General features: G+C 72.6%; 17 protein-coding genes. All 17 read right to left on the bottom strand.

Annotated elements, in window-relative coordinates; all coding sequences use genetic code 11:
- Window positions 1-71: 71 nt before the first annotated feature.
- The 17 genes from pstC to sigJ all read right to left on the bottom strand — a co-directional run bounded on the left by pstC (window position 72) and on the right by sigJ (window position 23,434).
- On the bottom strand, window positions 72-1,103 hold the full coding sequence (pstC, locus tag ACZ7BZ_RS04560; protein WP_470357067.1) for a phosphate ABC transporter permease subunit PstC: 1,032 nt from the start codon (window positions 1,101-1,103) through the stop codon (window positions 72-74).
- 410 nt (window positions 1,104-1,513) lie between these two features.
- Window positions 1,514-4,090, bottom strand: coding sequence for a hypothetical protein (locus tag ACZ7BZ_RS04555; protein WP_470357066.1), 2,577 nt, complete (start codon window positions 4,088-4,090; stop codon window positions 1,514-1,516).
- 244 nt (window positions 4,091-4,334) lie between these two features.
- On the bottom strand, window positions 4,335-4,928 hold the full coding sequence (locus ACZ7BZ_RS04550; RefSeq protein ID WP_470357065.1) for a hypothetical protein: 594 nt from the start codon (window positions 4,926-4,928) through the stop codon (window positions 4,335-4,337).
- 237 nt (window positions 4,929-5,165) lie between these two features.
- Window positions 5,166-6,206, bottom strand: a complete 1,041-nt coding sequence (locus ACZ7BZ_RS04545) for a PstS family phosphate ABC transporter substrate-binding protein (RefSeq protein WP_470357064.1) — start codon at window positions 6,204-6,206, stop codon at window positions 5,166-5,168.
- Between the two features lie 385 nt (window positions 6,207-6,591).
- Window positions 6,592-6,996 carry a hypothetical protein gene (locus tag ACZ7BZ_RS04540; RefSeq protein ID WP_470357063.1) on the bottom strand — a complete coding sequence of 135 codons (405 nt, stop codon included), beginning with the start codon at window positions 6,994-6,996 and terminating at the stop codon, window positions 6,592-6,594.
- Complete coding sequence (locus tag ACZ7BZ_RS04535; protein ID WP_470357062.1) at window positions 6,986-7,513, bottom strand: DUF1508 domain-containing protein; 528 nt, start codon at window positions 7,511-7,513, stop codon at window positions 6,986-6,988. The genes ACZ7BZ_RS04540 and ACZ7BZ_RS04535 overlap by 11 nt, the downstream gene beginning before the upstream one ends.
- Window positions 7,514-7,675: 162 nt before the next feature.
- Complete coding sequence (locus ACZ7BZ_RS04530) at window positions 7,676-9,484, bottom strand: sensor histidine kinase (protein ID WP_470357061.1); 1,809 nt, start codon at window positions 9,482-9,484, stop codon at window positions 7,676-7,678.
- A gap of 88 nt (window positions 9,485-9,572) precedes the next feature.
- Window positions 9,573-13,073 carry a thiol reductant ABC exporter subunit CydD gene (cydD, locus tag ACZ7BZ_RS04525; protein ID WP_470357060.1) on the bottom strand — a complete coding sequence of 1,167 codons (3,501 nt, stop codon included), beginning with the start codon at window positions 13,071-13,073 and terminating at the stop codon, window positions 9,573-9,575.
- 4 nt (window positions 13,074-13,077) lie between these two features.
- On the bottom strand, window positions 13,078-14,115 hold the full coding sequence (gene cydB / locus ACZ7BZ_RS04520; RefSeq protein WP_470357059.1) for a cytochrome d ubiquinol oxidase subunit II: 1,038 nt from the start codon (window positions 14,113-14,115) through the stop codon (window positions 13,078-13,080).
- Between the two features lie 53 nt (window positions 14,116-14,168).
- Complete coding sequence (locus tag ACZ7BZ_RS04515; protein ID WP_470357058.1) at window positions 14,169-15,713, bottom strand: cytochrome ubiquinol oxidase subunit I; 1,545 nt, start codon at window positions 15,711-15,713, stop codon at window positions 14,169-14,171.
- A gap of 357 nt (window positions 15,714-16,070) precedes the next feature.
- A complete protein-coding gene (locus ACZ7BZ_RS04510) occupies window positions 16,071-17,423 on the bottom strand; it encodes an oxygenase MpaB family protein (RefSeq protein WP_470357057.1) in 1,353 nt (450 codons plus the stop codon).
- A 10-nt stretch (window positions 17,424-17,433) separates the two neighbouring features.
- On the bottom strand, window positions 17,434-18,012 hold the full coding sequence (locus tag ACZ7BZ_RS04505) for a Uma2 family endonuclease (RefSeq protein ID WP_470357056.1): 579 nt from the start codon (window positions 18,010-18,012) through the stop codon (window positions 17,434-17,436).
- 207 nt (window positions 18,013-18,219) lie between these two features.
- Window positions 18,220-19,158 (bottom strand): LAETG motif-containing sortase-dependent surface protein, encoded by a 939-nt coding sequence (locus ACZ7BZ_RS04500; RefSeq protein WP_470357055.1) that lies wholly within the window; start codon window positions 19,156-19,158, stop codon window positions 18,220-18,222.
- A 175-nt stretch (window positions 19,159-19,333) separates the two neighbouring features.
- A complete protein-coding gene (locus ACZ7BZ_RS04495; RefSeq protein ID WP_470357054.1) occupies window positions 19,334-20,845 on the bottom strand; it encodes a sensor histidine kinase in 1,512 nt (503 codons plus the stop codon).
- A 17-nt stretch (window positions 20,846-20,862) separates the two neighbouring features.
- On the bottom strand, window positions 20,863-21,651 hold the full coding sequence (locus ACZ7BZ_RS04490; RefSeq protein WP_470357053.1) for a response regulator transcription factor: 789 nt from the start codon (window positions 21,649-21,651) through the stop codon (window positions 20,863-20,865).
- Between the two features lie 290 nt (window positions 21,652-21,941).
- Window positions 21,942-22,415, bottom strand: a complete 474-nt coding sequence (locus ACZ7BZ_RS04485; RefSeq protein ID WP_470357052.1) for a carboxymuconolactone decarboxylase family protein — start codon at window positions 22,413-22,415, stop codon at window positions 21,942-21,944.
- 125 nt (window positions 22,416-22,540) lie between these two features.
- Window positions 22,541-23,434 carry an RNA polymerase sigma factor SigJ gene (gene sigJ, locus ACZ7BZ_RS04480; RefSeq protein ID WP_470357051.1) on the bottom strand — a complete coding sequence of 298 codons (894 nt, stop codon included), beginning with the start codon at window positions 23,432-23,434 and terminating at the stop codon, window positions 22,541-22,543.
- Window positions 23,435-23,514 lie beyond the last annotated feature (80 nt).

Here is a 23,514-nt window from a genome sequence, read left to right as displayed (position 1 = left end):
CTCGGCCGGGGGCCCGGCGAGGGTCCCGGCAGCGGTCTCGGCGGGACCGCTCATGTGTCGGTACCGCCCGCTCAGTCGGCGGTGGAGGCCCCGGAGCGGGACCGGTTGATCACGAAGCCCGCCGCCACGTTGACCAGCAGGGTCAGCGCGAACAGCACCAGGCCGGCCGCCATCAGCGCGGAGAGCGAGAGCGCGTCCGACTCGCCGAAGCGCAGCGCGATGAGCGCCGAGATCGAGTTGGCGCCGTTCTCCAGGATGTGGGTGATGGCCTTGAAGTTCGGCGAGATGATCAGCGCGACCGCGATGGTCTCGCCCATGGCCCGGCCGAAGCCCAGCATCACCGCGCCGATCACGCCGCCGCGGCCGAACGGAAGCACCACCGTGCGCACCATCCCCCAGCGGGTCGAGCCGAGCGCGTAGGCGCCCTCCCGCTCGCCCTGCGGGGCCTGGGAGAAGACCTCCCGGCTGAGCGAGGTGACGATCGGGACGATCATGAGCGAGACGACCACGCCCGCGATGAAGGTGGAGGAGGTGTAGGAGGTCCCGATGTCGCCGGTGCGCACCTTGAGGAAGGGGATCGTGTCGCCGAGGTGGTTGGAGAGCCAGCGGGAGAGGCCGATGATCCGCGGCTGGAGGAAGAACAGCCCCCACAGGCCGTAGATGATGCTGGGGATCGCCGCCATCAGGTCGATCAGCGAAACCAGCGAGGCGCGCAGCCGGGCGGGCGCGTACTCGGAGATGAAGATCGCCGTGGCGAGCGCCACCGGTACGGCGATGACCAGCGCGATCACGGCGATCAGCAGGCCGTTCGGCAGCACGGCGGCGATGCCGAAGGTGTGCGCCGCCGTCTGCCACTTCTGCTCGGTCAGGAAGGACCAGCCGACGGCGCGCAGCGCGTCCGAGCCGCGCAGCAGCAGGAAGAAGGCGATCAGGCCCATGATCGCGAACACCGAGAGCCCGGCCGCCCGCAGCACCCCGCGGAACACCCGGTCGCCGGGGGTCGCGGGGGCGGTGATGGTGCGCGGGACGTCGGCGTCGGCTCCGCGGTCGGGTGTGCCCGGGGCCCCGGCGGACGAGGCCGAGGGCTCGGCGGCGGCTGTCATGCTCTGCTCTCCGTGCTCGGGTGCGGATGGCCGGGCGGGCGCCCGGACTGGACGGTGGCGCGAAGTCGTCGTGATGGGCGGTCGGTTGGCGTCGGACGGTGGTTCCGGTGCGTACCCATTCGGCCATCCCGAGGTGGCCGCACCGGGTCGCGCGCGTGTACGAGGCCCCAACGAGGCTGTCCGGTAGCGGAGTTGACCACCGGAGCGGGCCAGGAGAGCCGGATGGGCGGGCCGCCGGAGGGCGGAAAGGATCCGGCCACCGGCGCCATGCGCCACCAACTGACGGAGTACGCAGCCGAGTCGATCCGAACAGCGGACGGCTCGGCGAGGCCGGAACGGCGGCCTCGCCGAACCGTCGGGGGCACCGGCGACCAGAACCGGTGGCCGGAACCGGCGGTCAGAACCGGCGGTCAGAACCGGCGGCGCAGCCGCGACCAGCCGTTCCTCAGCCCGGCGAGCGTCCGCTCACCGGCCGGTGTCCCGCCCAGGATCAGCGCCGCCGGCCCGCCGACCAGCAGCACCAGCCCGCCGACCAGCGCGATCGGCAGCAGCAGCCGGGCGGCGCCGGAGCGGTCCGCCGCCGGTGTCCCGGCCGCGACGGGCGCGGCGCTCAGCGACTTGCCGGGCGCGCCCGGGGTGGTGCCGGGGTTCTTCCCGCCCGCGGCCGGAGCCCCGGCGGCGGCGCCACCGGGCGTCGCGGAGCCGGCCCCGAGGCCGCCGGTCGAGGACTCCCCGAGGCCGCCACCGGCCGTACCGCCGTCGGGGCCGGCGCTGACGGGGGTGGTGCCGCCAGCGGCGCCCGAGCCCTCCGCCGGGGTGCCCCCGCCGGCGCCCCCGTCACCGGGGCCGACGGCCGGCGGGTTCGGCGGCGCGGCCTGGTCGCCGGGCAGCTTGGCGTCCTGGGCCTCCACGTGCGAGGCGGCGTCGGCCGCCTGGGCCCGCTGGGCGCTGGTGAGCGCCAGGAAGCCCGGCGCCAGGTGGCCCGGTTCGTTGCCGTAGACCTGGCCGCTCGTCGTGGTGGTCCGCAGGAACCTGGTGATCGCGGTCGCCTTGTCCGCCGGGACGCCCCGGGTGGGCACCATCGCGTACTGCACGGTGGTCAGCGGGTACGCCCGCTGGTCGCGGGAGAAGGCCGTGTCGGCGCTCCCGTACGGCAGTGACTGCACTCCCGTCGAGGCGTCGACGGTCATGTCGGCCACCGCGGCCTGGAAGCCGGTGGTGCCGGGGGAGACGAACGCCCCGGCGGGGTTGAGCAGTTGGGCCTCGGGCAGGGAGTAGGCCTTGGCCTGGCCGGTGTCCGTGATCGAGAACAGCGTCCGGGTGCCCGGCTCCATCGGCACGCACGCGTCGTGGCCGCCCGCGCCGTTGACGCTGGCCTGGATGCAACTGGGCTTGTTCTGCACGGTCCTGCGGACCAGGTCGCCCAGCCCGGAGGTGACCGGGTTCCACTCGAACTCGCGCCAGTGCTTCTGCTCCTCGCTGGTGGGATTGTCCATCCCGGAGGAGTCCTGCCGGAGGAAGGTGTCGACCGGGTACCCGGAGAACGCGGGCCGCAGGTAGTAGCTGTCGATGTGCATGCCCCACGGGTCGGGCTCGCCGTCCAGGAACCGGGCGGCGTCCGGGTCGGCGGCGATCCACGAGGTCAGCTGGTGGACCAGGTCCGTCGTCCCGCCCACGACCGTCGGGGCGAACTCGTTGACGTTGCAGAACTGCGGCCACTTGAGCCCGGAGGAGTCGGGCAGCAGGTTCAGCTTCAGGAACTCCGGGTCCGCGAAGATGCAGGTCGGGTTGCCCTTCACCGATGCCACGGCGCCCTTCGGCGAGTAGGACTGGGTGAGCAGCTTCGCCAGCAGCCGGGCGTTGAGCTTCATGTCCCTGATCTGCCGACCCGTCGTCGGGTCGTCGACCAGGAAGACCACCGACACCCCCGAGGTGGCCAGCGGCGCGTAGACGTACGGGCGCGCCGGGGCGGCCGGGTCCGGACGCGCCGTCAGGGCCACGTCCGTCGTCCCGGCGAGGAAGCGGGTGCGGGCCTGCGGCTCACCGCTGGCGGACAGGTACTGGAACGAGAGCGGCGAGTCCCCGACGCACAGGCCGGCCCGCCACTTCTGCACGGCCCGGTTGGCCATCTCCAGCCCCTCGGACACGAACGCCGGCGTCCGGGAGTCGCAGGCGGCGGGCGTCGGCGCGAAGGACAGCGGGATCACCTTGGCGTTCGCCCAGGCGCACTGCTCACCGCTCGCCATCCCGTTCATGGCGACGCGGTTGAACACCACGTCGGCCGCGGTGGTGCGGGAGCGCAGCTTGTCCATGGCGTGGTTCTTGCAGTCCACCGAGCGGTCCGTGGTGGTCGCGCCGAGGCTGTCCCCGCCGTAGTTCGCCTCCACCACCAGGGAGCACGGGTGGGTGGCGTCGCAGCCCAGGGTGGGGCTCTGGTCCGAGGTGTACAGCTGGACGTCCGCGGCTCCGGAGCCGTCCGGGCCGGTCGGGGCGATCGCCATGTTGCTCGGGAAGTCCGGCGCCGTCACCTTGGGCGCCGGCTGCTGGAAGCCCGCCGCCTGGTCCCCTCCGTACAGCGAGCTGTCGTAGCAGTCGGTGATGCTCGGCTTCTCGCCGCGGCACTCGTAGATCCGGACGGCGTAGAAGGTGGTGGCGTCCGACCGGTGCGCGGTCGGCCTCGGGTTACCGACGCCGTCCACGGTCGGCGTGAAGCCGCTCCAGGAGACCTGGACCACCTGGTTGGTGAGGTCCTTGGTCTGCGAGACGGTGATGCTGCCGGGCTTGCCGGGCACGCCGGGGTTCTTCGGGTCGAACAGGTTCGGCCCCGGGACGGTCACGGCGGAGGACTCCGCCGCCGCCCGCGGTACGGCGCCCAGGCCGATCGGCACCACCCCGAGCGCCACCACAACCGACCACACCAGCGCGGCCGCCGGAAGCCGGCGGCGCCACCGTCCCGGGTGTCTCCGGTCGGGCAGTCGGACTCTCATGGCGGGCACCTCCGTGCGAATCCGCGCCGCCCAGCACGCGGCGCAAAGGGATCGGGCATGCCGACGGCCGGGCACCCCCAGTCCCACCATTCGGCCAGCCCGACGTGTCCGGATCCGGTCGACCGGGTGTACGAGAACACAACGCGGCTACCCCGGAACGGAGTTGGACGCTCCCATGACGCACGAGCGGGCCCGCGCCGAGGCACGGGCCCGCCGTTCACCGGCTGTCGGGCCGGGCGCCGGATCAGCTGCCGGGCGTGTACGACAGCGCGAGCGAGCCCACCGACTGGCCGCCCGTGAAGTACGTGGTGCCGAGGGCGGAGTCCAGGTACTGCGCCCCGGCCGCGTCCACCTGGAGGCTGGAGGCCGACACGGTCTGGGTGGTGCCCGTGACGCCCCGCTGGGTGTAGCCGCGCGGGTCCAGCAGCGCCACCGGCGCGGTGCCGCCGGCCGGGACGGCCGAGATGTTCCAGGCCCGGACGCCGAAGTCCAACTGCTTGAAGGCGACGTTCTTGCCGTTGTCGAGGTTCACGAACAGCAGGCCGCCGCCGAACTGGACGTGGCCGTTGAACGCCGGGATGTTGGCCACGCCACCGGTGACCGGAAAGGTCGTGGTGAGGACGTTGTCGGTGTCGTCCGCCGTGGCCGACGGCAGCGGGACGACGATGATGCCGTTGAGCCCGGCGTTGGCCAGGAACTGCTGATCGACGGTGATCACCGCACTGCCGGTGGGCGCGGTGGTGACGGCGGTGTCGGCCGCGGCCACGCTGCTGAAGCCGGTGGCTCCGAGGACCACGGCCGCCCCGGTGGCAGCGAGACGGGCGCCGATTCTTGCCATGGTGTACTCCCAGGGAGAGGTGAGGTGGAGCGGATGTGACGTGACGTCAGAACGCTTTGGAGTGACCACTGCTGGCTGGCGGGTCGTGTTCGTGGTCGTGGCCCGGGCTCGGGAGGGTCGCGTCGCGGCCGGCAGCGTCGGCCCTCCCGGGTCCGCCACGGCCGGGGCCGGTGCCGGGGCGGCGGGCCGGCGGCCACGGACGCGAGGCCCGTGGCCGCCGGGTGGTACGGGGGGCGGTCAGGAGTGCAGGGTGCTGCCGCAGGCGCCGGCCGGCAGCGGCAGGAAGCCGAAGCTCTGGAGGTCGGCGGTCGCGGTGGCGTTGTTGCAGATCCAGCCGTTGGTGCCGAAGATCGCCTGCAGCGCGGTGCCGTGGGTGTCGGTGGCGACGAACTCGGAGTGGCGCAGCACGTTGTAGACCGAGCGGGCGTAGTTGGTGCTCGCGAAGGCGTCGGTGATCACCTTGTCGGTGGTGTCGATCGGGGCGACGCCGTCGATGCTGCGGACGGTCAGCGGGCCCTGGACGTCGCTGCCGCTGCCCTTGCCGTAGTACGCCTGGCCGATGAAGTGGGCGACGGAGTAGGGCACCACGGCGTCCGGGTCCTGCAGCGCGAGGGTGCTGCCCTGGTTCTCCTGGACGCCCTGGGTGACGCAGGAGTTGATGGTGGTGATGCCGAGCGCCTTCAGGAAGAACGCGCGGGTGCCGGAGTTGGCCTGCGGCAGGAAGGGCTTGATGGCATTGGTCGACAGGCTCGGGTCGATCTGGTTCCAGGTGGTGACGTTGCAGTTGAAGATGTCCTTCAGGTTCTGCGTCGTCAGGTTGGCCGGCGCGTGGCCGCCGCTCTGGGCCGCCCAGGAGACCGCGTCCGTCGCGTAGGCGACGAAGTCGAAGGTGTTCGGGTCCGAGGACTGCGGGTCCCTGGAGGAGCGGGCGAAGTCCACGGTGGCGCTGGTGTTGGCGGCCAGCGCGGAGATGCCGGCACCGGAGCCGTTCGGGCGGGTGATGGAGGTGGCACCCGTCTTGGTGGTGATCGGCGAGGTGCCGGTGGCGTCGTAGCTGTACAGGTGCGGGGCGGTGGAGCCGGAGCCCAGCGAGGCGTTGTAGTCGGTCGAGAACTGGTTCAGCACGGCCTGGGTGGTGTCCGAGCCGACACCCACGATGTCCTGCGCGGCCGGGGTGACGCCGGCGGCCGGGTCGGCCACGGCGGTGCCGGTGGCGACGGTGGCGAGGGAGGTCGCCAGCGCGGCGGCGGCGAGCAGCTTGGCAGCGGTCTTACGCATGTTCCTGTTCCTCCGAAGAAGGGACGTACATCGCGTGAACCCGTGCTCCGGGGGAGCCCGGGGCCGGTGGGCCGTGTCTGCTGCGGCCGCTCCGGCAGTACAGATCCTGTCCGGCCGGGCGGTTCCGTCGGAAGGGTGGTCGGGCTCGGCCGAGGGTTGTCGACTCATCGGTTCGACGAGGTTTAGCCACTGGTCACCGCGGACGTGACAGGGCCGGAACAGGGCCTCCGAACCCCGTCGACGTTCTTCTCCAGGAGGCGGCTCGGGGTGTTGCCGGAAACCCGCGCTTCACCGGGACAGCACGAACCCGAGGGACCCGAAGGGGCATGACGGGAGGGCGTGGCAGGAGGGGTGACGGGAACCGGGGGCGCGGACCCGATCGGCCCTACAGCGGCCAGCGGCCGTTCCGGCCGGATCGCCGCAACTCCTGCCCCACCCACTGCAGTCCGGCCAGGAAGCCCTCGACACCCGCCCGGCACTGGTCGCGCCGCAGGTAACCGCGCGCGCTCCGGGCGACGGGGACGCCGGCGGCCGAGCCCGGCCGGGTGCTGCGCACCGGCAGGTGGGCGGACCAGACCCACTGGCGCCCCTCGGACTGCGCCGTCGAGCAGCGCAGCACGGCCCGTTCGATGATCAGTTCGCGGACGGCCTCGGCGAGTTCCTCCTCGCTGCGGTACGTCCGCACGCCGACGGCCAGCGGCCGGCCGTTGGCGGCGCGCAGCGCCCAGCCCACGCAGCGGTCGGCCGCGGGCACGATCAGCAGCCGTGGCCCGCGCCGCTCAGCGGCCATCGGGGCGTCTCAGCGGCACGGCTCTTCGGCCGGGTCCGGGTGCCGGAACGTCGCGGGCCGCGATGTCACGGGCAGAACGGTCTCGCACGGCCGGCTCGCGCAGCTCCCGTACCGACGTCTCCCGTAGCGACGTCTCCCGCACCACCGGCTCGCGCGCGGGCTGTTTGGCGAGCAGCACGACGAAGCGGCGGAAGGCGTTCTGGCACGTCGCGTACCGTTCGTAGGCGCGGCTGGACCGCACTTCGGGCAGGGTGCGCGAGCCGGGGATGACCCAGATCCAGCCGATCCCGTCGCGGACATGGGTGATCCGCGCGGTCAGTTCGGCGGCGCCGGCGCGCAGGCCCTCGAAGCCCCGCTCGGCCTCGCCGGGCGTCTCGAACAGCGCGGAGGTGATCGCCACCACCCGTCCGTTGGACGCCTTCAGCTGCCAGCGGTACCGCCCGTCCGGCGCGCGCTCGGTCCGGAACCCCCCTCGACTTGCCCCTGCTGCGGTGTGACCGCGGCCGGAAGCGTCCACTGCCCCCTCCGTCCAGTGGTACGGATCAGCGCCGTCCCCTCCGAGACGGGAGACAAGCTATGTGTGCACACGGAACCGCCGAAAGCCCAGAACGTTCACAACTTGCGCCGTTGGTCGGGAAGTTCTCCCTTGTTCAGCTTTCACCTACCAGTACACGAACGGCTAGAGCCGGGCCGTCCAGCGCACCCTGGTCCCCTTCCGGTACGGTCCGCTCTCGTGCCAGGCCGCGCCGCCGAGGGCCTCGGCGCGCCGGGTCAGGTTGAGCAGTCCGCTGCGCCGCCCGCCCTGCGGGATGCCGACGCCGTCGTCGGTGACGGTGAGCAGCACGCCGGGTCGGCCGCCCCGGTCCAGCGACTCGGGGTCGCCGCCGACGGGCCGGCCGCCGTCGTCCAGGCGAATGGTCGCGTCGATCTCCATGCCGACCCGGGAGGCGCGCGCGTGCCGGGCCGTGTTGGAGAGCATCTCTCGTAGTGCGGCGAGGAGTTGGCGGCCGGTGTTCTCCCCGACGAGGCTCTCGACCGGCCCGACGAAGCTGACCGAGGGCTTGAAGCCGAGGGCGGCGGCGGCCTGGCTCGCCTCGCGCAGGACGCGGGTGCGCAGGGTGTCGGGGGCGTCGCCGTGGTTGTCGTGCTGGAGGGCGTAGATGGTGGTGCGGACCTCCTGGATGGTGGCGTCCAGTTCGTCGACGGCGTTGCCGATGCCGACCCTGACCTCGGGGACGACGGCCCGACGGGCGGCGCTCTCCAGCATCATCCCGGTGGCGAACAACCGCTGGATGACCAGGTCGTGGAGGTCGCGGGCGATCCGGTCGCGGTCCTGGAAGACGGCCAGCCGCTGCTGGTCGCGCTGGCCCTCGGCGAGCCGCAGGGCGAGGGCGGCCTGGGAGGCGAAGGTCTCGGCGAGCTGCTTCTCGGAGTCGGTGAACGGCAGGGCGCCGCGCGAGCGCCAGACGCAGAGACCGCCGAGCACCCGCCCGGCGGCGACCATCGGCACGGCCATCGACGGGCCGAAGCTACGGGCCAGCCGCATCACCACGGTGGGGTCACCGGACATGTCGTCCAGGTGGACGCTGTCCCCCTCCAGCAGTTGGGCGGCGAAGCTGTCCCTGGGCAGCAGTTCGCCGCGGACGAACTCGGCGGCCTCGCCGGAGGCGTGGGCGACCCTCATCTGGCAGTCCCCCTCCCCCACCGTGCCGGTGGGCAGCAGGATCATGCCGAGCGCCGCGCCCGCCAACTCCCTTACCTGTTCGGCGGCGACGGTGAGCGCGCCCTCGGCCTGCTCGGTGGAGAGCAGCGCGGTGGTGACGGCGGCGGCGCCGGCGATCCAGCGTTCGCGGCGGCGCCCCTCCTCGTACAGCCGGGAGTTCTCGATGGCCACGCCGGCGGCCGCGGCGAGCGCGTGCACCACCTGTTCGTCCTCGGGTGTGAAGGCGCCGCCGCCCTTCTTCTCGGTGAGGTAGAGGTTGCCGAAGACCTCTTCGCGGACCCGGATCGGCACGCCCAGGAAGGTCCTCATCTGCGGGTGGTGCGGCGGGAACCCGGAGGAGCGCGGGTCGGCCCCGAGGTCGGTCAGCCGCAGCGGTTCGGGGCGGTCGATGAGCGCGCCGAGGATGCCGCGGCCGTCGGGCAGGTCGCCGATCTCGGCGGCGGTGCCGTCGTCGATGCCGACGTGGATGAAGTCGGCCAGGCCGTGCCCGCCGGGGGCGATCACGCCGAGGGCGGCGTACCGGGCGTCGACCAGTTCGGCGGCGCCGGTGGCGATCCGGTGCAGGGTGGCGTGCAGGTCGAGCCCGGCACCGATGGCGACCACCGCCTCCAGCAGCCGCTGCATCCGGTCGGTGACCGCGGCGGCGGACTGCAGGCGTTCCGCGACCTCGGTGACCAGGGTGTCCAGCCCGAGCGAGGCGATCTCGGGCACCCGATGGGGTGTCTGCTCGGGGGCGGCTTCGGGGAGGCCTGGCGTGGGGTCCATGGAGAAAGCCTAGTTTGTACGGTTTTCAGCCGAAGGAGCGATGCCGCCATCAGGGCCCGCCCGCAGCGCCCTCCCGTAGCGCCCGGCATCAGCGCCCGGCGGGCGCCGGGACGGCGTCCGCGAGTCCGTCCGCCTCCCGCTCCCGGCGCCACAGCGCGTGCAGCCGCCCGTCCGGGTCGGCGACCAGCTCGGACCAGCGGCCCCGCTCGGCGACCCGGCCGGCGTCCAGCACCAGCACCTCGTCCACGGTGGTGTCGTCCAGCCCGGCGAGCCGGTGGGTGATCAGCACGGTGGTGCGGCCCGCCGTGGCGGCCAGCAGGTCGGCGGTGAGGGCGTCAGCGGTGGGCAGGTCGAGGTGCTCGGCGGGCTCGTCCAGGACCAGCACCGGGAAGTCGGCGAGCAGCGCCCGGGCCAGGGCGAGCCGCTGGCGCTGGCCGCCGGAGAGCCGGGCACCGTGCTCGCCGACCATGGTGTCCAGGCCCTCGGGCAGGGTGTCCGTCCAGTCCAGCAGGCGGGCGGCGGCGAGGGCGGCGCGCAGGCCGTCCTCGTCGGCGTCGGGGCGGGCGAGGCGCAGGTTCTCCCGCAGCGAGCTGTCGAAGACGTGGGCGTCCTGGGCACAGAGGCCGATCACCCGGCGGACGTCCTCGCCCGCCAGCGCCCGACTGTCCACAGCCTGTGGACGACCGGCGGCGAAGGTGACGGACCCCGCGCCGGGCTCCAGGAAGCGCAGCAGGGCCTGGGCGAGGGTGGTCTTGCCGGAGCCGGAGGGGCCGACCACGGCGATCCGGCGGCCGGGCGCGAGGTCGAGGTCGACCCCGTCGAGCGCGTCCGCGGCCTGCCCGGGGTGCCGTACGGTCAGCCCGCGCACCGCGACGGGCAGCGGCTGCACGGGCAGCTCGGCCGGCTCGGCGGGCTCCGCCACCGGGGCGGGGGCGGTCAGCACCTCGTCCAGCCGGGCCCGGGCGGCGCGGCTGCGCTGGCGGGCCTGGACGGCGAGCGGCATCCCGGTGACGGCCTCGAAGGCGGCCAGCGGGGTCAGCACCACGACGGCCAGGCAGACCGGGGCGAGCGCGCCGTCGCGCACCCCCTGGATGCCGACGGCGGCCGCGCCGGCCACGGTCAGCCCGGTGAGCAGCGCGATCAGCCCGGTGCCGAGCGCGGTGGTGGCGGCCGAGCGGGCGGCCAGGCCGGTGAGCGCGGCGTCGGCGCTGCGGACGGCGGCCAGTCGGCCGGGCAGCGCGCCGGCCACGGTGAGCTCGGCGGTGCCGCTGAGGGCGTCCACCACGGAGGTGGCGAGGCGTCCCCGGGCGGGGGCCTGGCGTCGCTCGGCACCGGCCGACCAGCGGGCGGCGAGCGCGGGCACCAGCACCCCCGCGAGCAGCAGTCCGAGGCCGAGCACCAACCCGGCGGCGGGCAGGAAGACGGCCATCGCGACGGCCGAGGCGACGGAGACCACGGCGGCGACGGCGGCGGGCAGCCGCCAGCGCAGGTGGTGGTCCTGGATCGCGTCGACGTCGGCGACCAGCCGGGAGAGCAGGTCGCCGCGCCGGAAGGCGGGCAGCCCGGCCGGGGCGAGCACGGTCAGCCGACGGTACACGGCGGCCCGCAGGGTGCCGAGGGTGCGCAGCACCGCGTCGTGGGAGACCAGCCGCTCGGCGTAGCGGAAGACGCTGCGGCCGATGCCGAAGGCCCGGACGGAGGTGACGGCCATCATCAGGTAGAGCACCGGGGGCATCTGGGAGGCCCGGGAGATGAGGTAGCCGGAGGTGGCCATCAGGGCGACGGCACTGCCGAGGGCGAGCGCGCCGAGCAACACGGACAGGGCCAGCCGGGGGGTGGCGGCCTCGGCCTCCGGATCCTCGGGCACGGCGGGGGCGGCGGTGGGCTTGCCGCTGTGGGCGAGCGCCGCGACCGGGCCCGGCGTGCCGGCCCCGGCGGAGGCCCCCGCCAGCCTGACCCGTTGCTCCGCGACCGCCAGCAGCGCCGGCCGGTGGGCGACCACCAACACGGTGCGCGCCGGGTCCTCGGCGAGGGTGCGGACGGCGGCCACCACGGCCGCCTCGGAGTCTCCGTCCAGGTTGGCGGTGGGCTCGTCCAGCAGCACCAGCGGCCGGTCGTCGGCGAGCAGCACCCGGGCCAGGGCGAGCCGCTGGCGCTGGCCGGCGGAGAGCCCGGCACCGTCCTCGCCGAGTTCGGCGTCCAGGTCGGTGACGAAGTCGAGCGCGTGGGCGGCCCGGAGCGCCGTCCACAGCCGGTCGTCGGTGGCGTCCGGCCGGTGGAGCCGCAGGTTGTCGCGGATCGTCCCGGCGAACAGGTGGGGGTGCTGGGGCACCCAGGCGATCTGCCGCCGCCAGCTGTCCGGTTCGAGCTCGGCGAGGTCGTGGGTGCGCCCGTCGGCGGCGGTGATCCGCACGCTGCCCGCATCGGGGGCGGTGAGGCCGAGCAGGACGGACAGCAGGGTGGACTTGCCGGCCCCGCTCGGGCCGGTGAGGGCGGTGCTGGAGCCGGGGCGCAGGGTGAGCGCGGAGCCGTCCAGGGCGGGCCGGACGCGGCCGGGGTGGCGTACGGTCAGGCCCTCGGCGGTGATCACTGCGCCGGTGAGGTCGGGGGCCAGGAGCGTCCCCGCGGCGGGCAGCGGGGTCTCCAGCACCTGGAAGATCTCGTCGGCGGCGGTGAGGCCCTCGACGCTGGAGTGGTACAGCGCGCCGACCTGGCGGATCGGGAAGTACACCTCGGGGGCCAGGATCAGGATCAGCAGCCCGGTCTCCAGGTCGAGGGAGCCGTCGACCAGCCGGAAGCCGACGGTGACCGCGACCAGGGCGACGGACAGGGTGGAGAGCAGCTCCAGCGCGAAGGAGGAGATGAAGGCGATCCGCAGGGTGCGCAGGGTGGCCTTGCGGTAGTCGGCGGTGATCCGGGCGATGGTGGCGGCCTGGGTGCGGGCCCGGTTGAACACCTTGAGGGTGGGCAGGCCGGCGACGACGTCCAGGAAGTGGTGGGAGAGCCGGGAGAGGGTGTTCCACTGCCGGTCCATCCGGGCCTGGGTGGCCATCCCGATCAGCACCATGAACAGCGGGATGAGCGGCAGCGTCCCGGCGATGATCGCGGCGGAGGTGAAGTCGGCGCCGACGATCCGCAGCAGCACGATCACCGGGACGACCACGGCGAGGGCGAGTTGCGGCAGGTAGCGGGCGAAGTAGTCGTCGAGGGCGTCGATGCCGCGGGTGGCGAGGGTGGTGAGTTCGCCGGTGCGCCGGCCCGCCAGGTAGGACGGGCCGAGCGCGGTGGCGTGGTCGAGCAGCCGGCGCCGCAGGGTGGACTTCACCCGGGCGACGGACCGGTGCGCGGTGAGTTCGGTGAGCCAGCCGACCAGCCCGCGTCCGACGGCGGTCAGGGCGAGCAGCACCAGCGGGGTGGTCAGTTCGCCGAGTCCGGCGCCGCGCTGGAAGGCGCGGACCACGATCTCGGCGATCAGGCTCGCCTGGGCGACCACCAGGGCCGCGCCCGCCCCGCCGAGCAGGACGGATCCGGCGAGGAAGGCCCGGGTGGTCCGGGCGTGTCCGAGGAGTCGGGGGTCGACCGGCTTCACGGCGTCAGGCCTGGTCGACGGGCGCGGCGGGCTGGTGGCCGGCGGCGGGCCCGGGGATGTGCTGCACCCCGATCCGCTTGCGGAACACCCAGTACGTCCAGCCCTGGTAGAGCAGCACCAGCGGGGTGAACACGGCGGCCACGACGGTCATCAGCTTGAGCGTGTACGGCGAGGAGGCCGCGTTGGTGACGGTCAGGCTCCAGTCCGGGTTGAGCGTGGACGGCATGACGTTCGGGAAGAGCGCCAGGAAGAGCATCGCGACCGCGGCCACGATGGTCGCCCCGGAGAGGACGAACGCCCAGCCCTCGCGGCCGAGTTGGTTGGCCACCAGGGCGCCGGCCAGGGCCAGCACCGCGATCACCAGGGCGGCCAGGCTGCGGCCGTTGCCGCTGTCCGCCTGGGTCCAGACCAGGAAGACGAGGGCCAGGACGGCGGTGGCCAGACCGGCCTGGAGGGCGGCCCGGCGGGCCCGTTCGCGGATCTCGCCGACGGTCTTGAGCGCCGCGAACACCGCGCCGTGGAAGGTGAACAGGGTGAGCGTCACCAGGCCGCCGAGCAGCGCGTACGGGTTGAGCAGGTCGGCGAGGCCGCCGACGTAGTTCTTCCGGGCGTCGATGTCCACGCCGCGGACGATGTTGGCGAAGGCCACGCCCCACAGGAAGGCCGGCAGCAGGGAGGTCCAGAAGATGGCCTCCTCCCAGTTGCGCTGCCAGCGGGCGCCGTCCCGCTTGGCCCGGTACTCGAAGGCCACGCCGCGGACGATCAGGCAGACCAGGATGACCAGCAGCGGGATGTAGAAGCCGCTGAAGAGGGTCGCGTACCAGTCCGGGAAGGCGGCGAAGGTGGCGCCGCCGGCGGTGAGCAGCCAGACCTCGTTGCCGTCCCAGACCGGGCCGATGGTGTTGATCAGAACCCGGCGCTCGGCGGTGTTCCGGGCGAGCGGCTTGGTGAGGATGCCGATCCCGAAGTCGAAGCCCTCCAGGAAGAAGTAGCCGATCCACAGGACCGCGATCAGCACGAACCAGACGTCGTGGAGTTGCATGACCCTTGGTCTCCTTTCCGTGGGTCAGTACCGGTCAGTACTGGTCAGACTGGTCAGTACGCGAAGGCGAGCGGCTTGTCGGCGTCCTCGTCCGCGGACGGGCCGCGCAGCGAGGGGTCCTTGGCCGGGGGCCGCTCGGTCACCACCGGACCGGCCTTGGCGTACTTGACCAGCAGCCGGACCTCGACGACGGCGAGGATCGCGTACAGCGTGGTGAAGGTGGCCAGGGCGCCGATCTGGGTGCCGATGCCCACGTTCGGCGAGACGGCGCTGGCGGTGGTCATCAGGCCGAAGACGGCCCAGGGCTGGCGGCCCATCTCGGTGAAGATCCAGCCGAAGCTGTTGGCGATCAGCGGGAAGCCCATGGTGAGGATGCCGATCCGCCAGCTCCACTTGGTGAGCAGCGGGCCCATCTCCCGCTTCGGGGTGAGCATCAGCCGGGGCACCTCGGTCTCGCCGGTGCGGAAGTCTGGGTGCAGCAGGAACTTGCGGCGGGTGGTCCAGAGGCCGATCAGGGCGGCGACGAAGGAGGTCATCCCGAAGCCGATCATGAAGCGGAAGCCCCAATAGGTCACGAAGACGCTCGGGATGTAGTCCTTGGGGTTGCCGCCGTGGGCGGCGGCCTCGGCGGCCGCGGTGTCGTTGATGCCGGGGACGGACGAGCTGAAGTCGCTGTGGGCGAGGAAGGAGAGTATTCCGGGGATCTCCAGCTCGACCGAGTTGTGTCCCTTGCTGACGTCGCCGACCGCGAAGATCGAGAACGGCGCGGGGGCCTGGGTGTCCCACAGCGCCTCGGCGGCGGCCATCTTCATCGGCTGCTGCTCGAACATGACCTTGCCGAGGGTGTCGCCGCTGAGCGCGGTGCCAGCGCCGAAGATCACCGCGATCACCAGGCCGAGCCGCAGCGAGGTGCGCATCACGGCGGTCTTCTTGGGGTCGGCGGTCTCGGGCCTGCGCTTGGCCTTCCAGAGGTGGAAGGAGGCGATGCCGACCATGAAGGCGGCGCCGGTGAGGAAGGCCGCGGTCAGGGTGTGGAAGACCACGGTCAGGGTGGTGTTCTGGAACAGCACCTTGGCGATGTCGGTGAGCTGCGCCTTGCCGGTGGCCGGGTCGATCGAGTAGCCGACCGGGTGCTGCATCCAGGAGTTGGCGGCCAGGATGAAGTAGGCGGAGAGCACGGTGCCCAGCGAGACCATCCACATGCAGGCACAGTGGATCTTCTTCGGCAGCTTGTCCCAGCCGAAGATCCACAGGCCGATGAAGGTGGACTCGAAGAAGAAGGCGATCAGCGCCTCCATCGCGAGCGGGGCGCCGAAGACGTCACCGACGAAGCGGGAGTAGTCGGACCAGTTCATGCCGAACTGGAATTCCTGCACGATTCCGGTGACGACGCCCATCGCGATGTTGATGAGGAAGAGCTTTCCCCAGAACTTGGTCGCGTGGAAGTACTTCTCCTTGTTCGTACGCACCCAGGCGGTCTCCAGCCCGGCCACGACGGCGGCCAGGCTGATGGTGAGCGGCACGAAGAGGAAGTGGTAGACGGTGGTGACTCCGAATTGCCATCGCGCGATCGTCTCGTGAGCGATTGCCAGTTCCACGTCGCCCTCTCTCCCAACCGGCCCTTCTCAGGGCGTGTTCCGGACAAACTCCATCAATAGCCGTAGACCGTTGCACTACCGCGCAAGCTTGTCCGCTTGTGAACGTGAACACGTTCACAAGCACAGTATCCACCATCCTTACGGGGGAACCGCAGGTGGGGTGGGTTGACGTCCGTGTGCGGTGCGTCACGACGAGCGCGGGCGGTCCGCACAGTCTGCGGACCGGCCGGGGACGGGGCAACGAACGCGCGGGGCGCACGGACCGTCGCAGTTGGCCGAACCGGCGCTTGACAGCGGCACGCCCCGCTCGCGACGGCGAGCGGGGCGTGCTACCGGGGCGCCCGGCGCGGCCCTCGGCTACGGACGGCCGAGGAGCTGGGCGCCCGAGGTGGAGTCGGCCCGGGCGGTGAAGAACTCGGTGAAGCCACCGACGAACTCCTCCACCGTGATCCGTCCGTCCCCGTCCACGTCCAACTGGCGGAACCCGTGGGAAAGTTCGGCCGGATGCACCCGGGGGCCGCCGAACACCGCGCGGTACTCGTCGAACTCCAGGAAGCCACTGCCGTCGGCGTCCGCCGCGGCGAACACCGCCCGCAGCGCGGGCAGCAGCCCCTGCTCCAGGTACGCCTCGTCCCGGTCACAGCCCGCCAGCGTCGCCGCCACGAACTCCTCCCGGCTCACCTCGCCGTTCCCGTCGGCGTCCATCGCCGCGCGCAGCTGCTCCCACCAGCCGTCGAAGGCCTCGTACACCCGCGCCTCGGCGGCCTCGTCCAACTCCAGCTGCCAGCACACGTTGTGCGCCATCGCCCGCAGGTCGTGCACGGTGATGACGCCGTCCCCGGTCTGGTCCAGCACCTCCCGGAAGAACCGGTCCACCCGGGAGCCGCGGGCGTCCCGGCGCGCCGGCCGCAGCCGGCGCGGCGGGGTCCGCCCCTCCTCCGGGGAGCGGTAGCGCATCCGCTCCGGCAGGCGCGGGACCACGGCCCCCGCACCGCGGTGCAGCACCACGGACAGCAGCGCGCCCCGACGGGTACGGACCAGCCCGAGCCGCTCCCGCACCACCGGCGGCAGGTCCGCCACCGTCAGCTCGCGGATCGCCCTGGCGACCACCGCCCGGGTGATCCGCCAGCCGGCGTCCCCGAGGAACCACAACCGGCGGGGCCGGGGCGCCTCGCGCAGGATGTCGTCCAGCAGGTAGCGGGCCGCGTCGTTGAACTCCAGCTTCTCCCGGGCGTACCGGGCAAAGTAGGCCGGCAAGTCGGCCGCGGTCTCCGGCAGTTCCTCCTCCGGCAGCTCGAAAGCGGCGATCGCCTCCCTGAACTCCCGGTACGCCGACTCCAGTTGCACGGCGTCGTAGGCGTCCCCGCCGAGCCGCCGCATGGCGACCACGCACTCGAACAGCGTCAGCAGCACCCACACCCTGGTCGCCGCGGACCGCGCGTCGTACGGCTGCCCGTCCGGCATCGTGCCGCGGATCCGCTTGTGCGACCGGTTCAACCGCGCCACCTCACGGTGCAGCGCGTCCGCGTCCTGGTAGAACAGCCGCCGCCCGCTGCCGATGGTGTGCTCGATCCGCCGCCACGGATGCGCCCGGTACGTCGAGTGCTCGTGCATCCCGGCCCCCACCGCCGGATCCGCCGCCTGGATGATCAGCAGCCGCCAGGCCACCAGGGCGAGCCGCCGCTCGGAGAGGTCGCGCCTGAAGGACACGGCGGCCCGGTCAGCCACGGGGCTCGCCGGTGATCCCGGGGCCGATCACGAAGCCCTTGGCGGGACCCTCGGGGATCACGGCCTCCTTGCCGTACGGGAACCAGGCCGAAGAGGCGTAGGCACGTCGTTCGCGATCAGGGCGGGAGCAGACGGTCACGGTGCCGCCGTGGTCATCGTCGTCGATGAGCACGTACACCGGAATGCCCGCGGAGGCGTACGCACGCGGTTTGAGCTCCTGATCTCGACGGTCATCGGTCTTGGGCCACACAACCTCAGCAACCAGGGGATTCCCGGACGCCAACAGACCCACGCCCTCGGGGTGTTCGATCTTCTTGGTATCGTCCGGCACCGGAGCGAGGTCAGGCTTCATCGCCTTCAACCCGCCGATCACGTACTGGTCTTGCGTGGGCTTGTACCCCCTACCGCACAGGTGCTTCGTCAGCGCCTCACTAACGCCACCTGCGACCTCGGCATGACGGAGGCCCCCGGTGACCGAAACCGTGATGCAGTCCTCATCGATCTCTGCGCGTGCGTACTTCGGGATGGCCAAGGCCTTCCAGACCTCCCACAGGCTCTGATCAGAGTCCACGACGACGACCTCCCGCTGCCTCGGTAAGACCTGGACCATCGCACACGGCCGAGAGGCCGAGTGGGTGAACGGGAGCGGATTCACCCGAACGGGGAGTTTGAGGCCCGGGAACACGAGGACCGCAGGGCGGGCCGGGAGTGGCCTGCCCTGCGGTTCGGGGTACGGCGGATTCGCGGCCTCCTCCCGAGCGGGCGCGAACCGGGTGGGTCAGGAGGTGGGGCGGGCGCCCTTGCGGCGGGAGACGTAGAGGGCGGCGGCGCCGAGGCTGAGGGCGGTGGCGGAGCCGAGGGCGAGGTAGGGGGTGGCCGGGTCGGAGCCGGTCTCGGCGAGTTCGGTGGCCGAGCCGGTGGTGGCGGCGGTCGCGGTGGCGGCTGTCGCGGTGGTGGTCTTGGTGGTGGTCTTGGTGGCGACGGTCTGCTGTGCCGAAGTGGTCGGCGTCGTGGCCGACTTGTCGGTGGTCGAAGCGGTGTCCGTGACCGGGGTGACCGTGCCGGGCTCCTGGGCGCCCTGGTCGGCGGGCTTCTCGGCCGGCTTCTCGGCGGGCTTCTCGGCGGGCTTCTCCGCCCCCGCCTCGGCGTCGGCGAGGGCCTTGTCCGCGGTGTTCTTCGCTGCGAGGGCGGCGTCGACCGCCTTGTTGGCCGTGTTGATCTTCCGGAAGAGGTCGACCCTGGCGTCGTCCGCGGCCGTGCCCGCGGCGGCGGCGGCCTGCTTGGCCTGCTTCTCGGCGGCGATGGCTGCGTTGGCCCTGTCCATCGCCTTCAGCAGGTCCTGCCGGGCCTTCTCACGCTCGGCATCCGACGCCTTGTCGTAGACGGACATGGCCTTGTGGAGATCGTCCTCGGCGGCGGTCCGGGCCTCGGTGGCCTGCTTGGCGGCGGCTTGGGCCTCGCGGAGCTTGGTGAGGTAGGGCTCCGGGTCGAAGGCTTCGAGCTTGGCGGCGATGTCGGCCTGGTCGGCCTTGGCCTTCTGGTACGCCTTGGCCGCGTCGGCTGCGGCCTTCTCCAGGTCGGCGATCGAGCCGGTGTCGTTCCGGGTCTGCGCCGCCGGAGCCGACTCCGCGAAGGCGGGTGCCGCGGAGAGCACGGCTGCGGGCGGGATCACGGCGGCGACGAGGGCGGCCGAGACCAGCGTACGGCGGAGTTTCACAAGGACCCCTTTCGGGTCGAAAAGGAAGGCGGAGACCTTTGTGCGGGCATCTCCTGACGCGCCGACAGCGCTGATCATAGGCACACGGATTCTTGACGCTCCATGCCGACTTCCGGCAGTGAACGGGCCTTCGGAATTGCTTGGTTCGCAGCGGAATTGACGAGTCGACAAAGGTTCAGGAAACCCGGTTGCCAATCGTGGGCAGTTCGACCCGGAAGGTGGCACCGGCGCCGGGGGCGGTGTCCAGGGTGAGGGTGCCGCCGTGGGCGCGGGTGAGGGCGGTGGCGATGGCGAGGCCGAGTCCGCCACCGCCGCCGTTGTCGCGGCTGCGGGAGGCGTCGACCCGGTAGAAGCGGTCGAAGACCCGCTGGGCCTGGTCCCCGGTGAGGCCCGGGCCGGCGTCGGCGACCTCCAGCAGGCAGATGCCGCCGGGCCCGCCGCCGACGCCTATCCGGACCGGGGTGCCGGGCGGGGTGTGCTTGACGGCGTTGCCGACCAGGTTGGTGACCACCTGCCGCAGCCGCGCCTCGTCCCCGAGGACGGGTGCGGCGCCGGGGGCGCCGGTGCCCGCGGGGCCGGTGAGGGCGACCGGGCGGCTCGGGTCGAGCGCGGTGAGGTCGTGCAGGGCGTCGGCGGCGAGGGTGCGCAAGTCCATCGGGGCGAGGTCGAGCGGGCGTTCCTCGTCGAGCCGGGCGAGCACCAGGAGGTCCTCGACCAGGGTGCCCATCCGGACGGCTTCGCTCTCGATCCGGGTCATGGTCCGCTTGACGTCGCCCTCGGTGGGCAGCGCGCCCATCCGGTACAGCTCGGCGAAGCCGCGGATGCCGGCCAGCGGGGTGCGCAGTTCGTGCGAGGCGTCGGCGACGAAGCGCCGCATCCGGGCCTCGGATTCGGCACGGGCGGCGAAGGCCGCCTCGATCTGGGTGAGCATGCCGTTGAGCGCGACGGACAGCCGTCCGACCTCGGTGCCGGGGGAGAGTTCCGGCATCCGGTGCGACAGTTCGCCGGCGGCGATCCGGGCGGCGCCCTCCTCGATCCGCCGCAGCGGCCGCAGTCCGGCCCGGACGGCGAAGAAGCCGAGCGCGGCGATCAGCAGCAGGACGCCGCCGCCGATCGCCAGGAAGGAGGTGCCGAGCCGGCCGGTGGTGGTGTCGACGTCCTCGCGGGAGACGGCGACCATGACGTAGGTCGGGTTGGTGACGGGCGAGGTGAACGCGCCGAGTCCGGGGGTCGGCGTGCGCGGGGCCTGGATCGGCAGCACCAGGACCCGCCAGCTGTGGTGGCCGCGCTGGTCGGGCAGGTCGAAGGGGGTGTCGGGGGCGGTCTGGGTCGGGTCCAGGCCGCCCAGTTGGGGTGCCGGATCGCTGTCCGAGACGGGCTGGCGCAGCGACGTCTGGACCTTGCCGTCCGCGGACAGCCACTGCACCAGGTACTGGCTGGGCAGGCTGATCCGGCGCCCGGCGACGACCGGTTTGCCGGTGCCGGGCGGGTTCACCTGCATCGGCGCCTTGCGCGACAACGGCACGCCGTAGCGCTGGAGTTGCTCGTCCAGTTGCTCGACCAGCTGGGCCCGTACGGCGCCCAGCACGAAGGTGTCGCTGACCGCGAGCCCGGTGGTCACCAGCACGAGCGCCAGGACCAGGAGCCGGGCGCGCAGCGACAGCCGGGAGGTGAAGCGGGTGAACACGTGCCGGGCCGGTCCGGTCAGCCCTGCGGGGGGCGGCGCAGCGCGTAGCCGATGCCGCGCACGGTGTGGATCAGCTTCGGGCCGTGCGCGGGGCCGGAGTCGAGCTTGCGGCGCAGGTAGGAGATGTAGGACTCGACGATGGAGAGGTCGCCGCCGAAGTCGTAGGCCCAGACGTGGTCGAGGATCTGCGCCTTGGAGACCACCCGGCCGACGTTCGCCATCAGGTAGTGGAGCAGCTTGAACTCGGTCGGGGAGAGCGCGACGGGGGTCCCGGCCCGGGTGACCTCGTGGGCGATCGGGTCCAGGCTGAGGTCGGCCACCACCAGGCGGCCGTCCTCGGCGGGCCCGCCGGCCCGGCGCAGGATCGCCCGGATCCGGGCGATCAGCTCCTCCAGGCTGAACGGCTTGGTGACGTAGTCGTCCGCGCCCGCGGCCAGGCCCTGGACCTTGTCGCCGACGCCGTCCTTGGCGGTGAGGAACAGCACCGGCAGGTGGTCGCCGGGGTGTCCGTGCGCGGGGCCGGCGATCTGGCCCCGGCTGGTGCGCTCGCGCAGCTTCTCGACGACGGTGAAGCCGTCGAGGTCGGGCAGCATCACGTCGAGGACCACGAGGTCGGGCCGCTCGACGGCGATCAGGTCCAGCGCCTCGGTGCCGCTGGCGGCGGAGGCCACCCGGAAGCCGGAGAACCGCAGTGAGGCGGCGAGCAGTTCGCGGATGTTCGGCTCGTCGTCGACGACGAGGAGGAACGCCTCGCCCTGGCCCCCGGCCACGGCGGGGCCGCCCGGTGTGGTGACAGTGCCTTGCACGGGGGTTTCGCCTCCCGGTCGGACGATGACGTTCAGCATGAGGCTAGCCCCCGGAGGCTACGCGGCATGGATGAATGTTGGATTAACACCTTAACGGTCGGTTTTTTGCCGACAAGCCCCGAGGGGTGGGGCTCGGTGGTGTGCGCACCGGTGTGCGGGCGGGTGTGCGCCCGGGTGTGCGTTGCGGTGTACGTACGGGTGTGCGGGCCGACGGTACGGGAACGACCAGGCGGCCGGGGGCCACGCTCCCCGACCGCCTCGTCAGCCGTATCTCCCGCCGCTCCGTCGGTTCAGTGGGCGAACTGGCCCGGCCGGTAGTCACCGGCGGGCTGGCGGATCATGACGTTGCCGCGGTTGAACGCGTTGATCAGCGCGATCACGCAGACCAGCGCGGCGAGTTGCTCCTCGTCGTAGTACTTGGCCGCGTTCGCCCAGGCCTCGTCCGTCACCCCGCCCCCGTCGGCCAGCCGACTGCCCTGCTCGGCCAGCTCCAGGGCGGCCCGCTCGGCGTCGGTGAAGACGGTGGCCTCGCGCCAGGCGGCCACCAGGTTCAGCCGGGTCGCCTCCTCCCCGGCGTGCACGGCGTCCTTGAAGTGCATGTCGACGCAGAAGCCGCAACCGTTGATCTGGCTGGCCCGCAGCCGCACCAGCTCCTGGGTGGCGTAGGGCAGCGTCGAGTCCGCGATCGGCTGGTGCGCGGCGATGAGGTGCTTGAAGACCTTGCCCATGACGGGGCTGGCGAAGGCGTTCAGTCGGGCTTCCATCGGGTGCTCCTCCGTTGTCTCGGCTTGGTTCGGTGTCTCGGGTTCGTTCTCGGCTCCGGTCCGCCGTACTGCCCTCTGGGACAGGGCGGCCGGGCCGCCTGTGACAACCCCGGCCGTGACCTGCGTCACCCGCCGTTCCACGGGCGCAGCTTCTCCGGGTTGCGCACCACCCAGATGTGGGTGATCAGCCCCTCGACGATCCGGAAGGCGATCACCGTGTCGGTGACGCCGTCCTGCTCGACGACCAATCCGGGCAGGCCGCTGACGGTGCACTCCCGCAGCGTCCGGCCGGCCGTGAGCCGGGTGGAGCCGGCGTAGGCGCGGGCGATCCACTCACTGCCCGTGAGCGGCTCCAGCAGGGCTCCGGCCAGGCCGCCGCCGTCGGCGATCACGGTGGCGCCGGGGTCGAGGAGGTCCATCAGCGACCTGACGTCCTTCGCCTCCCAGGCCCGCTTGAACTCCCGGACGATCCCGGCCTGCACACCGGTCGGCGTCGCCGGGGCCTGGGCCGTGCGGATCCGGCGGCGGGCCGAGGAGGCCAGCTGGCGGCAGGCCGCCGCCGAACGGCCGACGACCGCGGCCACCTCGGCGAACGGGTACTGGAAGACGTCGTGGAGGATGAACGCCACGCGCTCGGCCGGCGTCATGGACTCCAGGACGACGAGGAAGGCCATGTTGACCGACTCGTCGAGGGTGATCCGGTCCGCCGGGTCCGCCGCCGCGCCGTCGGCCCCGTCCCGGTGCTCGGGCAGCGGCTCGGGGAGCCACTCGCCCACGTAGCGCTCCCGCCGGGCCCTGGCGGAGCCGAGCTGGTTGAGGCAGATCCGGCTGGCGACCGTGGTCAGCCAGCCGCCGGGCGAGGCCACGGCGTCCCGCTGCTCCGGGGGCATCGCGTACCAACGGGTGTAGGTCTCCTGCACGACGTCCTCGGCGTCGGCCAGTGAGCCGAGCATCCGGTAGGCCACATTGGTCAGTTGGCGCCGCTCGCTCATGATCACGCTCAGGTCGTCGTCGTCCATCGTCCGCCTCCCGGGGTCGCCTCCACCCCTTACGACCGGACAGCGGGCCGGAATGTGACATCCGCCCCCGCACCTCACAT

The sequence above is a fragment of the Kitasatospora sp. NPDC036934 genome, from assembly GCF_055608425.1.
This window is presented reverse-complemented; position numbering and strand designations above follow the sequence as displayed.